At 64.3% G+C, this 15,252-nt stretch carries 15 protein-coding genes and 2 pseudogenes; 12 read left to right on the forward strand and 5 right to left on the reverse strand.

Going from position 1 to position 15,252, the window contains the following annotated elements; genetic code table 11:
* Positions 1-169: 169 nt before the first annotated feature.
* Positions 170-397, reverse strand: a pseudogene (locus FOY51_RS28150) (hypothetical protein).
* Between the two features lie 202 nt (positions 398-599).
* Between FOY51_RS28150 and FOY51_RS27330 the strand changes: the two are divergent.
* The 4 genes and pseudogenes from FOY51_RS27330 to FOY51_RS24865 all read left to right on the forward strand — a co-directional run.
* On the forward strand, positions 600-797 hold the full coding sequence (locus FOY51_RS27330) for a hypothetical protein (RefSeq protein WP_187776465.1): 198 nt from the start codon (positions 600-602) through the stop codon (positions 795-797).
* Positions 731-1,174 carry a response regulator transcription factor gene (locus FOY51_RS24855; protein ID WP_235916734.1) on the forward strand — a complete coding sequence of 148 codons (444 nt, stop codon included), beginning with the start codon at positions 731-733 and terminating at the stop codon, positions 1,172-1,174. The genes FOY51_RS27330 and FOY51_RS24855 overlap by 67 nt, the downstream gene beginning before the upstream one ends.
* A gap of 78 nt (positions 1,175-1,252) precedes the next feature.
* A complete protein-coding gene (locus tag FOY51_RS24860; protein WP_235916736.1) occupies positions 1,253-2,818 on the forward strand; it encodes a multicopper oxidase family protein in 1,566 nt (521 codons plus the stop codon).
* A 206-nt stretch (positions 2,819-3,024) separates the two neighbouring features.
* A pseudogene (locus FOY51_RS24865) lies at positions 3,025-3,273 on the forward strand (arylamine N-acetyltransferase); the annotation flags it as partial.
* Positions 3,274-3,298: 25 nt separating this feature from the next.
* Here the strand turns inward: FOY51_RS24865 and FOY51_RS24870 are convergent.
* The gene (locus tag FOY51_RS24870) at positions 3,299-3,478 is read right to left on the reverse strand and encodes a hypothetical protein (RefSeq protein ID WP_149432965.1); all 180 of its coding nucleotides are present in this window, start codon (positions 3,476-3,478) and stop codon (positions 3,299-3,301) included.
* Between FOY51_RS24870 and FOY51_RS24875 the strand changes: the two genes are divergently transcribed.
* Complete coding sequence (locus tag FOY51_RS24875) at positions 3,479-3,778, forward strand: arylamine N-acetyltransferase family protein (RefSeq protein WP_149432966.1); 300 nt, start codon at positions 3,479-3,481, stop codon at positions 3,776-3,778.
* Here the strand turns inward: FOY51_RS24875 and FOY51_RS28205 are convergent.
* The 3 genes from FOY51_RS28205 to FOY51_RS24890 form a co-directional block, all read right to left on the reverse strand.
* On the reverse strand, positions 3,754-4,389 hold the full coding sequence (locus FOY51_RS28205) for a 3-hydroxyacyl-CoA dehydrogenase family protein (RefSeq protein ID WP_442862209.1): 636 nt from the start codon (positions 4,387-4,389) through the stop codon (positions 3,754-3,756). The two genes, FOY51_RS24875 and FOY51_RS28205, sit on opposite strands and share 25 nt — an antisense overlap.
* Positions 4,390-5,425: 1,036 nt before the next feature.
* Positions 5,426-5,716, reverse strand: coding sequence for a hypothetical protein (locus tag FOY51_RS24885; protein ID WP_214633149.1), 291 nt, complete (start codon positions 5,714-5,716; stop codon positions 5,426-5,428).
* Positions 5,717-6,100: 384 nt separating this feature from the next.
* Positions 6,101-6,808, reverse strand: coding sequence for a TetR/AcrR family transcriptional regulator (locus tag FOY51_RS24890; protein WP_149432968.1), 708 nt, complete (start codon positions 6,806-6,808; stop codon positions 6,101-6,103).
* 99 nt (positions 6,809-6,907) lie between these two features.
* Between FOY51_RS24890 and FOY51_RS24895 the strand changes: the two genes are divergently transcribed.
* The 7 genes from FOY51_RS24895 to FOY51_RS24925 are packed head-to-tail and all read left to right on the forward strand — an operon-like array spanning position 6,908 to position 15,242.
* On the forward strand, positions 6,908-8,098 hold the full coding sequence (locus tag FOY51_RS24895; protein ID WP_149432969.1) for a lipid-transfer protein: 1,191 nt from the start codon (positions 6,908-6,910) through the stop codon (positions 8,096-8,098).
* A 48-nt stretch (positions 8,099-8,146) separates the two neighbouring features.
* Entirely contained in the window at positions 8,147-8,578 is a 432-nt protein-coding gene (locus tag FOY51_RS24900) for a type II toxin-antitoxin system Rv0910 family toxin (protein WP_149432970.1), read from the forward strand.
* 6 nt (positions 8,579-8,584) lie between these two features.
* Positions 8,585-9,466: a MaoC/PaaZ C-terminal domain-containing protein gene (locus FOY51_RS24905; RefSeq protein ID WP_149432971.1), complete on the forward strand. Its 882-nt coding sequence runs from the start codon at positions 8,585-8,587 to the stop codon at positions 9,464-9,466.
* Between the two features lie 40 nt (positions 9,467-9,506).
* Entirely contained in the window at positions 9,507-10,376 is an 870-nt protein-coding gene (locus FOY51_RS24910; protein ID WP_149432972.1) for an SDR family oxidoreductase, read from the forward strand.
* Positions 10,377-10,387: 11 nt separating this feature from the next.
* A complete protein-coding gene (locus FOY51_RS24915; RefSeq protein WP_149432973.1) occupies positions 10,388-12,598 on the forward strand; it encodes an acyl-CoA dehydrogenase family protein in 2,211 nt (736 codons plus the stop codon).
* Entirely contained in the window at positions 12,595-13,740 is a 1,146-nt protein-coding gene (locus FOY51_RS24920; RefSeq protein WP_149432974.1) for a CaiB/BaiF CoA transferase family protein, read from the forward strand. Before FOY51_RS24915 ends, FOY51_RS24920 begins: the two co-directional genes overlap by 4 nt.
* Positions 13,737-15,242, forward strand: a complete 1,506-nt coding sequence (locus tag FOY51_RS24925) for a flavin-containing monooxygenase (RefSeq protein ID WP_149432975.1) — start codon at positions 13,737-13,739, stop codon at positions 15,240-15,242. Before FOY51_RS24920 ends, FOY51_RS24925 begins: the two co-directional genes overlap by 4 nt.
* Positions 15,243-15,252: the final 10 nt, after the last annotated feature.

A 15,252-nucleotide genomic window follows, 5' to 3' on the forward strand; every position in this document is an offset into this window, starting at 1 on the left:
GATATGAACCTGAAACTACCGAGGCGACGCCGACAGCATCAGCGAACACGCCAAATCTCGACATGCCGCCGGTTCGGAGACGACGCGCGTCCATACGAGTCCCGTTGCCGACGATCCCGTTGCCTAAACGCTGTAACGTGGCTCGTCAACTGGCACTTGCGCAGGTCCGTTAGTGCTTATCGTAGTGACCGTCGTGCGCCGCGTGGCGGTGTCCGTCATGAGGGTGATCGGTGGGGTCGTCGTATGGGACCGCAACGTGACCACAGCGTTCCCGAGCTGATGCTCGTGGGCGGCGGGACCGGTGGGATCGCACTCGTCGAAATGGCCGTCGTGGGCATACAGAGATGCCGTCGTGGACGTAGTCCGTGTGTTCGTCCGCAATGTCACCTGGCACGATCTCGGTGGTACCACAAGATGCTGGAGGTCGGTTCGGCGAGCATGTGCGAGCTGCGGGGATGAGTTTCTGCGGTGCATCTGCTACGAGACTTGTTGTCGTCCAGTGAGCGGAGACATCCCCGCTGCTGGGGGCATCCACTCATTCACGTCACGAAGGAAGGGACGAGCCGGTGAAGCTGTCGAAACAACGGGGGAAATAGCCTGTGGCGCTTGTGATCGTCGGCGTCGTCGGCGCAGCCGGAACCGGTGGGGTCCTGACGCGGTCCGTCGACGACGAAACACGTGCGGAATTGATAGCAGCCGGACTCCCGGACGATCCCACCGTTGCGGTCGCATGCGCGGACCGGCGTCCATCGCAGGTCGATCCGGCGGCGACCTCCTGTTCTCACCCGTACTGCTGAGGAGACTCGTCGACCGGGCAGTCGAAGCGCGCCCAGACTCTGCGCCAGGAGTGACTCCGGTCGACCTGACGCCGCGCGAACTCGAGGTACTTCGCCTGGTCGGCGACGGGTACAGCAACCAGGACATCGCCGACCGGCTGTACCTGGGGTATCAGCACGGTCAAAAGCCATATCGCCAACCTGCTCGACAAGACCGGAGCCGGCAACCGGATCCGTCTGGCCGTATACGCTTCCAAGATCGCCGACCGATGATTCTGTACCGCACAAGCAGACCGCATAAGGGTGGAGTCGGAAGACCGACTCGCGCGGAAGCTATTCTCAAAATCAGTATTCGAAAGATTTTCGCCAATTTACGAATTCATTCCTGCGATGAATAGTCAGGCGGTTTTATGTCATCGATCAATCGTCCCGCGAGACAAATTAATCGCAGAACCCTGTTCAAAGGTGCCGGTGGCGTGGCGGTCGCGGTTGCCGCCGGTTCGGTGGTCGCCGGTTGCGCAAGTGATTCCGGCCCTGTCGGAACCGGCACGGCGGCCCGTCGCCCGTTGCCAGTGCCGCCGCTGCTCGCGCCGCGGCTGGTCGATGGCAAGAAGATCTTCGCGCTCGACGCGCGGGCTGGTATCAGTGAGATCAAGGCCGGTATATCGACTCCGACATGGGGCTATAACGGGTCGATTCTCGGTCCGACCGTGCGGGCCCGCCGCGGCGACCTGGTGCGGATGGAGGTGACGAACAGCCTGCCGGAGATGACGACAACCCACTGGCACGGGATGCATCTGCCCGCCTTGATGGACGGTGGTCCGCATCAACCGATCGAACCCAGCTCGACGTGGACTCCGGAATGGCGCATCGACCAACAGGCCGCCACCTTGTGGTATCACCCGCACCCACATGGGAACACCGGCCACCACATCTACCGGGGCCTGGCCGGGTTGTTCGTCCTCGACGACGACAATGCCGACGCTGCCGGGCTGCCGAACGAGTACGGGGTCGATGACATCCCGCTGATAATTCAAGATCGCCGATTCCACCCCGATGGCACACTCGACGAGACCGACCGCAAGGATCTCGGCCTACTCGGGGACACCACGATGGTCAACGGCATCACCGACCCCCATTTCATCGCGACGGCACGGCGAGTACGGTTCCGCATCCTCAACGGCGCGACGATGCGGATGTTCAACCTACGCTTCTCCGATGGCCGCACCTTCCACATCGTGGCCTCGGACTCCGGGTTGTTGAACGATCCCACACCTGTCGAGAACGTCTATCTCAGCCCCGGGGAGCGGGCCGAGATCGTTCTCGACCTGAAGACCGGTGACGAAGTGACATTGCGGGCGGTCAAGTTCGCCGACAATCTCGAAGTCGACAACAGCGACGCCCCCGACTTCGGCCTCGCCGACGAGTTCGACCTTCTGACCCTGACCGGCCCCAACCAGGGCGGCGAGCCAGCACCCTTACCGAACGGACTGAACGCGACCCTGATTGCGATGCCCGACACCAAGGGTGCACCCACTCGGAATATGGACATGGAATGGTTTCAGATCAACGGGAAACGGATGGACATCACCCGGGTCGACGACGTCATCGACCACCAGGGGTGGGAAGTGTGGACCGTTGCCAACAAAGACAACTGGCTGCACAACTTCCACGTCCACGACACCCAGTTCCGGGTGTTGTCGCTGGAGCGAACCTCGACTACCCCGATGATCGACGGCTGGAAGGACACCATCCTGCTCGCGCCCGGCGCTGTCGCCACGCTGGCAGTCCGGTTCACCGGCTACACATCTACACGCTGGCCGTACATGTACCACTGCCACATGGCTTACCACGAAGACCAAGGCATGATGGGCCAATTCGTCGTCGTCGAACCCGGACAACAGCCCGACCCGCAGATCGGGACCGGGCTCGACCACCAGATGCTCGAGTACACCGAAACCAAGCCCAGCACCACGCCGCCCACCACCGAACCCGACGCGGAACACAGTGGCTCTTCCCACAGTGGCCACGGTGGGAGCTGAGGCTCACGAACAGGGCCCGGGGCTCGCCCGGCGCCCGTCGCGGTCAACAGAGTTGTTTCGCGCCTGGCATGATCGATATCGGTGCTGGTTTCTGCCGGAACACGTCTATGAACGACACGAAAGGTCCTCCCCTCCCCCTTTACCTGGATCCTTCTTGAGTCTGGTGTGCTGGCCTGAGCGGTTTCGGATAGCGACTCCACGATGCTCACGTGCACACGATTCCGTTCGCCAACGTCGACTTGCTGCTGGGACAGCATCCCGGCGTGGCGCCGGCGGCCGAGCAGCAGCAGCTGATCACGCGTCGTCGCGGTGGCTACTGCTTCGAGAACAGTCAGATATTTGCGGCTGCGCTGGAGGGTCTCGGGTATCGGGTTCGTCGGCGGCTTGGCCGGGTGCACCAATCCACCAGTACTCGCACCCACTTGGTGGTGACGGCTGCCGTCGACGACCGGTGATACCTGTGCGATCCGGGCTTCGGGTTCAGCCTGCGGTCCCATTCCGCTCGAGGCGGATGCGGTTCGCGTCGAAAACGACCGCATCTACCGCCTCCAGTTCGAGCGACCGGACGGCGTCGACTGCTGGAGCCTGATTCGAGACGGCGAAGTACAACACATCATCGACGGGCTGACTGTCCAGCCGGTCGATGCGCGCACCGGACACTTGATCACCTCGACCGACCTGGCTTCGCCGTTTGTTCGGTCCCTGATGGTTATGCGCTATACCGGCGAAGGCCATGTCACTGTCACCAATCAGGCGCGAACCGTTCGCGCACCGGGCCGTCCCACAAAGCGGGAGATCATTTCACCGGCCGATACCGTGAAGGCCGTGCGCGACTTGGGAGTCCGGCTCGATGATGACGAGGCTGCGCGGCTAGCGGCAATCGTAGCGCGGATCCGCACCGGCGGCGATGCGAATCGCTCGATGCAGACGCCTGCTCAGTCGGTGATCGTCCAGTCCTGAACGGGTTCGCCACGGCTTTCTTCGGAGTCGTAGGTGTAGCCCTGCCCGTCGCCGAGGCCGGACTTCCCGGCGTCAGCGCTTTTCCGCAGCATGTCCGCGAATTTGTGCTGCCGATCGTCGTCGGCGTTGCGCGCAATGTGGGCGACGACGTTGAAGCCGACGAAGTCGTAGACCTCGAACGGACCGGTCGGACTACCGGTCGCGATCCGCCACCCCTTATCGATGTCACCCGGATCGCCGATGCCGTCGACGTAGGGAGCGGCCGCAGCCTCGACGCGAAGTGTAAGGCGAGGAACTTCTCGGGTCGACCGCTGGCGTCGGCGAAGTCGCTGCGCCGCGGCGGTGAGGAGTTCGTCGTGAAGATCGTCTTCGCCGGCGCGGCCTCGCCGATCTGCGACTACACCTTCCGCTTGAGATCCAGGTTCTCCGGGACCGCCGCGATGACCAAGTCGGCGTCTGCCACCGCAGCGGCAATGTCGGTCGTGGTCGTGACGGCCGCGATGGCTTCGTCGAAGCGTGCACTGTCGAAGTCCGGCAAGATCCTGCTCGTAGTAGCCCGTTACCGTCTTGCCGTGGTAGGCGGCCTGCATGATGATCTGCGAGCCGAGCACCCCGGTTCTCCGAAGACTGTCACGTTGTCGATGTCCGTCATGTGGTCTCTCCATGCTGTGCTGTCCGATTGCCGACGAGGTGGTCGTAGACGAGGCGAGCATGCAGGGTCATTTGCGCACGGTGGTCACAGAGTGCAGAAAAAGTCAGCCTGGCCTCCTCCCCGCAGTGTATCGGTACCGTTTCGTCGCTGCCCTGTGCAATGTGCGGGCGACCCGGAACCCCGCGTTTACCCTGCCAGTGCCCGCTGAGACCGGCAGTCGCTTTGATCGTTCGCTCCGGGACCTACTGCATTCGCGATCATGTCCGAACTTCGGATCGCTTCGATTCTTGACCCAAACCGCTGCGCGAGAAGCGGATTCACCGGAGGGCTGACACTCCTGGGCCGACCGACGTGGGCGGGTCAGTGGGGTGCGGCGGATGTTGTCTCGATCTCGATCATCATCTGGGGGTCTGCCAGGGCGCTGATCTGGAGGGTCGCCGAAGGCACAGCGTGGGGCAACAGACGTTCCCCCTGACGCTCGATACGGCAGGTAGGTGCGCGATGTCGGTCAGGTACACGGTCAGCCGGAAGGACGTGTTCCAGTCCGGCGCCGGCACCGTTCAAGCTGCGTTCGATGTTGCGGATTGCCTGCTCGGTTGCCCCTCGATGGTGTGGGCTCATCGCAGGGGCCACTTCCTCGGCGTCGGCTTGACTCCAGTTGACGGCATCGTCGGGGCCAACAGGTGCATGTCCCGACCATAGGATCGCAATCGTGATCAGACCTGTGACGATGGCGACCACACCCCCGGTAATCCAAGCCAGATCCAGGCCCGGACCCCAGCGACGTCACCGATCATTTTCACGGCAGGGCGCTCCTTCCGGTTGGTGACCCGCATTCCCGCAGGCCAGCCGGACAGGTCCAACAGCCGGTCAGTTCGGCGACCCAGGCGCCGTCGCGAAGCAACTGCTGGATTCGGATGTCATCGCGAGTGAGTTCGATGCCATCAAGAGCAAAAGCCCTCGCTTGAGTCGAGACAGGTGTGTGGCCGGCGTGATCATCGTGGAGTAGAGCCGGTCCGGTCGGTCCAGTCGGCGAACGATCGCAGGAATCCCGCGAGGAAGTCACTGGTCGACGTATTGGTCAAGGTTCCGTCCTCGCCGAAGAAGGCGGCAGCGTCGCCGACATACGCCTCAGGTTGTTGCATCGTGGGCATGTCGAGAAACAGCGATCCTGCGAACTGCTTCCGCGCTGTGTGAGCCCGGTCCGCGCCGCGAAGCGAGTTTGCGGCGTCGCTGCCGGTGAGGGTGGAGTCGGTGAGAGGGCCGGGCCGCCGAATCACGGCCAAGGCCGACGGAGGGCACCGAAGACCTGGATGTGCAGGTGCTGAAGAACTCTCCGGCCTGTGGACGTGAATGTATCGAAGGTGACGACGGGAATTGGAGAAACCCTTCCTAGTCCCGACTATTTGCGAGGTGTTCACGGTGGCAACATCGTGGGCATGGAGATCGGAGCGATGACGTTCTACAACCAGCGCTCCTGGTAAGAATTGTCTTCAGGAAGGGAGTCGGAGGCGGCTAGTGCCGATCGATCCTGCAGACACCTTGTTCGGCGCGTACCGAGGCATCGGAATCCCTCCGTCCAGGATCGCGACGACCGATAGAAACTGCCTGTCCTTCGATCGAGGGGGTGCGCGAGCAAGTGGCCTGGGACCATCCATTTGCGATGAGCGTTAGGTGAGGCCGACCAGCTCCGACACCGGTGTCGACTTCGTCACGACGAAACCGAAGTCTCGCAGGGCGCCGTCGAGTACATGCCAGATCGACGTCTCCAGGAATGCGGCGAGTCCGTTCGAGCTCAACCTCGGACCGGGACTGACGAGCCAACGGTTCACTGTGGCATCGACCAGTCCGAGCAGGGCGAACGCCAACGTCTCCGCGGTTTCGGCGTGCTGCGGTCGGCCAGCCAGCATCGCGTCGAACAGTCCGGCCAGATCCACGCCGATTGCGGTCTTGGTGCCGGTCACGACGCGCGATCCGGTGGTGCGGCGGCTGGCAGAGCCGGTGCCGAGAAATTGGTGGAGTCCGGGGTAGTCGACGATCCAGCCCACGTAGGTCTCCACCGCACGACCGATGGATTCGCCGACCGTGCCGCGCGGGGTCAAGGCCGGCGTCACCTCGGCCATCAGGCGATCGACGATTCGGGCGCGCAGCTGTTCGTCGAGATCGCTACGGTCCTTGAAGATTCGGTAGATGACCGAGCGCGGCAGACCGGCTCGGTCGGCGATTTCCTGAACTGGGATGTCGGAGCCGCCGTCGTTGATCGCGTCGATGGCTGCTTCCAGTATGCGGTCCTTACGCGCGGCCTTGTGGTCGTCCCAGCGCGTGGTTCGTCCATCGGTGTGAGCAGTGCGACCTTCGTCTATGGCTGCTTCCGACATCTTGCGTACTGTACGCTATTGACTCGGACAGTCTGTCTCATTTACTTTAGTGTGACAATTTGTCACAGGCAGTAGCTACAGGTCGAAACAGGAGCGTTCATGGGCAACAGGGTCTTTGTGGTCGGCGTAGGAATGACCAAGTTCGAAAAACCCGGTTCGCGGGACTGGGACTACCCGGACATGGCTCGGGAGGCAGGAACAAGGGCCCTCGAGGACGCAGGCATCGACTACACCGCGGTGGAGCAGGCCTATGTGGGCTATGTGTACGGCGAATCGACCTCGGGGCAGCGTGCCGTCTACGAACTGGGCCTGACCGGCATCCCGATCGTCAACGTCAACAACAACTGTTCCACCGGTTCGACGGCGCTGTATCTGGCGGCGCAGGCCGTCAAGAGCGGGCAAGCCGAGTGTGCGTTGGCGCTGGGCTTCGAGAAGATGCAGAAGGGTTCGCTCGGCTCCACCTACGACGATCGTGAGCAGCCGATGATGCGCCATCTGTTGGCGCTCGCGGAGCTGCAGGAATTCGCGATGCCGCCCGCTCCCTACATGTTCGGTGCAGCGGGCAACGAACACATGGAGCGTTACGGCACCACCGCCGAGCAGTTCGCCAAGATCGGCGTGAAGAACCACAAGCATTCGATGAACAATCCGTATGCGCAGTTCCAGGACCCGTACACGCTGGAAGAAGTACTCGCTTCCAAGCGTATCTACGGGCCGCTGACCAAGCTGCAGTGTTCGCCGACCTCGGACGGTTCCGGTGCCGCGATTCTGGCGAGCGAGGCGTTCGTCGACAAGCACGGGCTCGCGGGCCAGGCCGTCGAAATCGTCGGCCAGGCAATGGTTACCGACCTGGCGAGCACGTTCGCGGATCAGAGCGCGATCAGCCTGGTGGGTGCCGACATGACGCGTACCGCGGCGGCGAAGGTCTACGAGCAGGCTGGCATCACGGCCGAGGACGTCGATGTGATCGAGTTGCACGACTGTTTCTCCGCCAACGAACTGATCACCTACGAGGCACTCGGTCTGTGTCCTGAGGGCGACGGCGGCAAGCTCGTCGACAACGACGACACCACCTACGGCGGACGCTGGGTGGTCAACCCCTCCGGCGGCCTGATCTCGAAGGGGCACCCGCTCGGTGCCACCGGACTCGCGCAGTGCAGTGAACTCACCTGGCAACTGCGCGGCACCGCCGACAAGCGGCAGGTCGATGGCGCACGCGTTGCGCTGCAACACAATATCGGGCTCGGCGGCGCAGTCGTGATTACTGCGTACAAGCCCGCCGATCGCTGACCACACGTTCGATCACACCAATCAACAGTTGACACAAGGAGATTCGTCATGGCTTCAGTTTCCGTATCCGCAACACTGCCCACCGCACCCGAAAAGGCGTGGGACGCCCTGGCTGACCTCAGCCGCTGGGAAGAGTGGCTCACCATTCACCAGGCCTGGAAGTCCGAGGTTCCGGCCGAGGTGACCCTGGGTTCGAAGTTCACCGAGGTGGTCTCGGTGATGGGTATGGCGAACAAGATCGAGTGGACCGTCGCCGAAGTCGAGGTCCCGAAGATGGTCAAGATCACCGGCACCGGCATGGCGGGTGTGACAGTGGAATTCGTGATGTCCGTTGCGCCCGACGGCACCGGTTCCGTTGCCACTGTCGATGCCAGCTTCACCGGCACCATGATCGTCGGGCCGATCGGCAAGGCGGTTGCGAAGAACGCTAAGGGCGACCTGGAGGAGTCTCTCGCCAAGTTCGCCGAACTGGTCGGCTGATCGAAGATGGGCACAACCTCCGAAACGCGCACCGTCACCTTCGACGCGTCCGGGTTGAACGAATGGACCGACGAGGAGCGCTTCGACGTCACGGCCGAGCGGATCGCCGAATACGCCGCCGCCACCAACGATCCAATCGAGCGGCACCGCAGCGGTGAGGTGGCGCCGCCGGTGTTCGCGGTGGTACCGGTGTTCTTCTCGATGGCGCCGGCAGCATTGTCGGTGGCACCGGTCGAGCTGTTGATGAAGTTGGTGCACGGCGAGCAGGACTTCCACTTTCATCGGCCGATCTTCGCGGGCGACATTCTGGTCGTGCGGGCGAAACCGATAGGCTTCGCTGGTCGCGACAACGGGTCGACCGTGACCGTATATGCGGAAACCCGCACGGACGCAGGCGAACTGGTCAACGAACAATGGATGACCGCGTTCTTCCGCAAGGTCGACGCCGGTGCTGCCGCCGGCGAGCAGGCACCCGATCACCGGTTCGCTTCAAAGTCGCGTTCCGCCGCACCCGTTGCGGAGCTAGCCCAGCACATCGACAAGGATCAGACGTTTCGGTACTCGCCGGCCTCGGGTGATCCGATGCCGATTCACCTCGACGACGAGATCGCCCAGATGTCCGGGCTCCCAGGCATCATCAACCATGGTCTGTGCACCATGGCGTTCACCTCGTGGGCCGCGTTGACCGAGCTGGCCGATGGCAAAACCGAACGGCTGCAACGTCTTGCGGTCCGCTTCGCGAAACCGGTGCTGCCGGATCAGGACATGGAAACGCGGTTCTGGCACGCGGGTGCGCGCGGCTCGGCGCTCAGTTCGTACGCCTTCGAGACAACCGTCGGCGACGACCTGGTGATCAAGGACGGACTCGCCGTCTTCACGAACGACTGAACTACTTCTGCATGACTAAAACCGAGGGAGACAAGTACTGATGGGCACTCTGGATGGACGGGTGGCGATCGTCACCGGCGCCGGTCGCGGCATCGGCCGTGAACACGCACTGTTGTTCGCCCGGGAGGGCGCCAGCGTCGTGGTCAACGACCTCGGCGGCGCCAACGACGGCACCGGAGCCGACACGGGGCCGGCGCAACAGGTGGTCGACGAAATCGTCGCCGCCGGCGGCAAGGCCGCGGCCAACACCGACAACATCGCCACCTGGGACGGCGCCGAATCGGTGGTTGCTCAGGCCGTCAGCGAGTTCGGCCGCTTGGACGTGCTGGTCAACAATGCCGGCATTCTGCGTGACGCGTTCATCGCCGGCATGGACGAAGCGCAATGGGACTCCGTCGTCGCTGTGCATCTCAAGGGGCACGCGGCGACACTGCATCACGCCGCCGCGTACTGGAAGGCACAGACCAAGGCCGGGGAGCCGGTCAACGCGGCAGTCATCAACACCGCATCCGCCTCGGGCACGTTCATGCCCAACGCAGGCCAAGGCAACTACGGAGCCGCCAAGGCCGGAATCGCCGCCTTGACACTGGTTGCCGCCGACGAGTTGGAGCGCTACGGAGTCCGAGTCAACGCCATCGCACCGATCGCGCGCACCCGGCTCACGCTGGCGACACCGGGTATGGGTGCCCTCTTCGCCGAAGAGGTCCCCGAGGGTGAATTCGACGCGTTCGCCCCAGCGAACATCTCGCCGCTGGTCGCCTATCTGGCCGGCCCGGAATGCAAGCTCACCGGCAAGGTCTATGCGGTGCAGGGCGGCGGAATTTCCGAACTCACCGGATGGCACGCCGTGTCGACCACCGAGAGCGACGGCCCATGGACCATCGCCGATCTCGCGAACAAGTTGGGCTGAGGAGCGCAATCGTGGCACGACACACCTACGAACTCGGGCTCGGCCTGAGCGAAGAACACAGCGCGCTGGCCGACTCCGTCGCATCGTTCGCCGAACGCACCATCACCACCGAACATGTCCGAGCAGCCGTCGAAGCACCGGTCGAGGACAAGTACCCGCCGTTCTGGCACGCATTGGTCGGGCAGGATCTACTCGGCCTGCACGTGCCGGAGAACGCAGGAGGTCACGGAGCCGGACTCCTGACGCTCGCCGTCGCGCTCGAGGCGTTGGGCCGCACCGTCGCTCCCGGACCCTTCGTGCCGACCGTGCTCGGCAGTGCGCTACTCGCCGCCGCGGACTCGAAGATCGGTATCGAGGTGCTCCCCGGCCTGCTCGACGGCTCCACGACAGCCGCGGTTGCTCTCGGCGAACCGCTGGTGGCTGAGGCCGACGGCGCCGGATACAGGATCACCGGAACCGCGGACGCGGTCATCGCCGGCGAGCACGCCGACGTGCTACTGCTCCCGGCCACGATCGGTGACACCGTGCGGTGGGTCGTGCTCGACGCGGCGGACGTGACGATCGGGGTCCAGGACAGCATCGACATTTTGCGCGGTTCGGCGCGTCTGGAAGTGTCCGGACTGAGCGTCGGCGCCGATCGGGTACTCGACGGTCTATCGCAACAGCGGGTGCGTTCGATCGCGGCTGTGGTGCTCGGCGCCGAAGCCGTCGGCGTGATGTCCTGGTGCGTCTCCACTGCCGCCGAATACGCCAAGACCCGGGTGCAGTTCGGCAAGCCGATCGGCCAGTTCCAGGGTGTCAAGCACAAATGCGCGCACATGGGCATTGCGCTGGAGCAGGCCCGCGCCGTGGTGTGGGACGCAGCCAGCGCGCTCGACAAGGGCGACGGCACCGCCGATTTCGCTGCCGAGATCGCCGCCGTGATCGTGCCGGACGCCGCCGTGGACTGTGCGCAGGACTGCATTCAGGTACATGGCGGGATCGGATTCACTTGGGAGCACGACGCGCACCTCTACTACCGGCGGGCGCTGGCTATTCGCGGGGTGCTCGGTACCCGCGAGGAGCGGGCGAACCGCGTCGCGGATGAGTCCCTTTCGGGGGTGACGCGGGTGTCGGAGCTGGAATTGCCGGAAGAGGCAGAGACGCTGCGGACGCAGATCCGGGCCGAGTTGGCGCCGATCGCCGGCATCGCCGACGAGGACGAGCAGTTGGTTGCCCTCGGCGACGGCGGCTGGGTGCAACCGCACCTACCGAAGCCGTACGGACGCGCTGCGTCACCGTTGGAGCAGATCGTCATCGCTCAGGAAATCAAGACCGCCGGTATCGCGATGCCACAGCTGTTGATGGGCGGCTGGGCCGTGCAAGCGATCGTCGCGCACGGCACGCAGCAGCAGAAAGACGACCTCGCGGTGCCCACACTGCAGGGCGAGCTGGTGTGGTGCCAGCTCTTCAGCGAGCCGGGCGCAGGATCGGATCTGGCGTCGTTGAGCACCAAAGCGGAGAAGGTGGACGGCGGTTGGAAGGTCACCGGGCAGAAGATCTGGACCACGGTGGCACAATTCTCCGATTGGGCGATGTTGATCGCCCGGACCGATACCACCAAGCCGAAGCATCAAGGCATCACCTACTTCGTACTGGATATGGCGACGCCCGGGGTGACGGTACGACCGCTACGGGAGATGACCGGCTCGGCGTTGTTCAACGAGGTGTTCCTCGACGACGTCTTCATCCCCGACGAGCATGTGGTCGGCGAGATAAACGACGGCTGGAACGTCGCCCGGACCACCCTCGCCGGTGAACGAGTTGCGTTGAGCCAGAAGATGGAGGCGTACGCAACCGACGTCGACCTCCTACGGTTCGCGCAAGGACGCACCCTGTCACCGGTCGGCCGGTACCGCCTCGGCGAGTTGATCGCGCAGAGCCAGGCGCTCGACGTGATCGGCGCCCGCGTCGTTCTCAAGCAATTGTCGGGCATCGACGTGAGTACCACCTCCAGCGTCGGCAAGCTGCTCGGAATGGGCCTGGGCCAGGCGATCTCGGAGTTCGTGGTCGCCGAGCTCGGTGCGGCGGGGACCGTTGCCATTTCGGGCCAACCCAGCGACAAGGCGATGGAACAGCTGATCTCCGGTCGCGCCACCACGATCTACGGCGGCACCACCGAGGTGCAGCTCAACGTGATCGGCGAGCGCATGCTGGGGCTGCCACGGGACGCAACGGCATGACCGGGGTGGGCCCACTCGCCGGACTGCGGGTAATCGAGATCGCCAGCCTCGCACCCGCACCGTTCGGCTGCATGATCCTCGCAGACCTGGGTGCAGAAGTGATCCGGGTCGAACGAGCCGGCGACGCCGGTGCGGGGCTGCTCGCCCCGTCCGGCGTCCTGGACCGGGGTCGAAGCTCCATCGCCGTAGACCTCAAGACGGCCGAGGGACGAGAGATCGTCCTGAAGTTGGTCGAGACCGCGGATGTCTTCGTCGAAGGCTTTCGCCCAGGCGTTGCCGAGCGCATCGGAGTCGGGCCGGACGAGTGCCTTGCTCGCAATCCGCGGCTGATCTACGGCCGCATGACCGGCTGGGGTCAGGACGGGCCGCTCGCGCAGCGCGCCGGCCACGACATCAACTACATCGCGATCGCGGGTGCGCTCGATCCCATCGGCCAGGCCGGTGAACGTCCGATGCCGCCGATGAACCTGTTGGGCGACTTCGGTGGCGGCGGACTGATGCTGGTGATGGGAATCCTGGCGGCGTTGCACGAGCGGACCACATCGAATCGCGGGCAGGTTGTCGACACGTCGATGGTCGAAGGAGCTGCGCTGCTGACCGCGTTCATGCACGGCATGCATGCCGTCGGGCTGTGGGACGAGGGGCGTGGCGAGAACATGCTCGACACCGGTGGCGCGTTCTACGACACCTACGAATGCGCCGACGGTCGACACGTTGCCGTCGGATGCGTCGAGCCGCACTTCTACGCCGAAATGCTCGGCCTACTCGGCTTGGCGGACGAGGAGTTGCCCGGCCAGTACGACCTCGACGAATCCGCCCCACTGCGCAAGCGCCTCGCCGACGTCTTCGCCACCCGGACCCGCGACGAATGGGCAGAGGTATTCGCCGACTCCGATGCCTGTGTGTCGCCGGTGCTGTCGCCCTGGGAGGCGCACAACCATCCGCACAACCAGGCGCGCGAAACGTTCGTCGACGTCGGTGGGATCCGCCAACCCGCGCCCGCACCCCGATTCAGCCGAACTCCCGCGCCGACCCCCGCCCCCGCGCCCGGCGTCGGTGCCGACACCGACGACATTCTGGGCAGACTTGGTCACAGCCCGGCGGACATCGCGCAACTGCGCACCGCCGGTGTCGTCGAATGAGCACGCTCGGCGAGGAGCAGGAGTTCCGTGTCGTCGTCGTCGGAGCCGGCCTTGCCGGTCTGGCGGCGGCCTACCGCTTGGAGCAGGCAGGGATCACCGACTTCGTGGTGCTCGAGAAGGCCGATCGAGTCGGCGGTACCTGGCGCGACAACACCTACCCCGGCTGCGGCGTCGACATACCCGCACCGTTGTATTCCTTTTCGTTCAACCCGAACCCGGCGTGGGAACACAACTTCGCCCTGCAGCCGGAGATCCTCGCCTACATCGACGACACCGTCAACAAGTTCGATCTCGCGAAGTACCTGCGGTTGCGGACCGAGCTGATCGAGGCGGCGTGGTCGAACGAACATAGGCGCTGGATCCTCGAGACGGACAACGGCTCGTACGTGGCGCAGTACGTCATCTTCGCGGCAGGCCCGATCACCGAACCGACGATCCCCGACGTCGACGGCCTCGATGACTTCGAGGGCGATGTCTTCCACTCCGCCCGCTGGAATCACGACGTCGATCTGACCGGCAAACGAGTCGCGGTGGTGGGGACGGGTGCATCCGCGGTGCAGTTCGTCCCCGAAATCCAACCCGCAGTGGAGCAACTACACGTATTCCAGCGCACCGCGTCCTGGGTGGTCCCGCGTCTCGACATCCCGTTCCCCGGCGCGGTGCGATCAGGATTTAAGCACCTGCCGGTGACCCAGACCGGGCTGAGGACGGTCACCGACGGCATTCTGCGTTCGATCAGCACGATGATGCGCCACGAGCGCGGCGCCCGCTTACTGAATCCGATCGGTCTTGCCTGGCTACGCCTGCAGGTGCCCGACCCGGAGCTACGCGCGAAGCTGACCCCCTCGTTCACCCTCGGCTGCAAGCGGTTGCTGTTGTCGAACTCGTATCTTCCGGCGTTGGCGATGCCGAACGTCGAGCTGATTCCGCAGGCGCTCGCCGGTGTCGGAACGCGCCACGTGGTGGCCGCCGACGGGACCGAGCGCGAGGTCGACGTCATCATCTTCGGCACCGGTTTCGACGTGAGTCATCCGCCGATCGCCAGTCGCATCCGGGACATGGACGGCAACCTGCTCGGCGACCGGTGGGCCGACAGCCCGGAAGCGTATCTGGCGACCACCACGCCGCGGGTGCCGAACGCGTTCATCATGCTGGGTCCGAACATCCTGGTCTACAACTCGTTCCTCGGTCTCGCCGAGTCTCAACTCGACTACGTGATCGACGCCCTGCGGCGGCTCGAGCAAGACGGTGTGGAGGTCTTCGACGTTCGCGACGAGCCTTTCCGTACCTTCAACGACGATGTTCAGAAAGCGTTGGGGCACACGGTCTTCAACAAGGGCGGCTGCAGCAGCTACTACCTGGATGCGCAGGGGCGCAACTTCACCGCATGGCCGTGGGCCACCGGTACGTTGCGCCGCCGGCTCTCGCGATTCGACGTCGACAACTACACCACCCTCCCGTACCGCACCGAAATTCGAGACTCCGCACAACCGACACGATGAAGGCCATTCG

This window comes from Antrihabitans cavernicola (assembly GCF_008297975.1).
GTDB classification, from domain to species: domain Bacteria; phylum Actinomycetota; class Actinomycetes; order Mycobacteriales; family Mycobacteriaceae; genus Antrihabitans; species Antrihabitans cavernicola.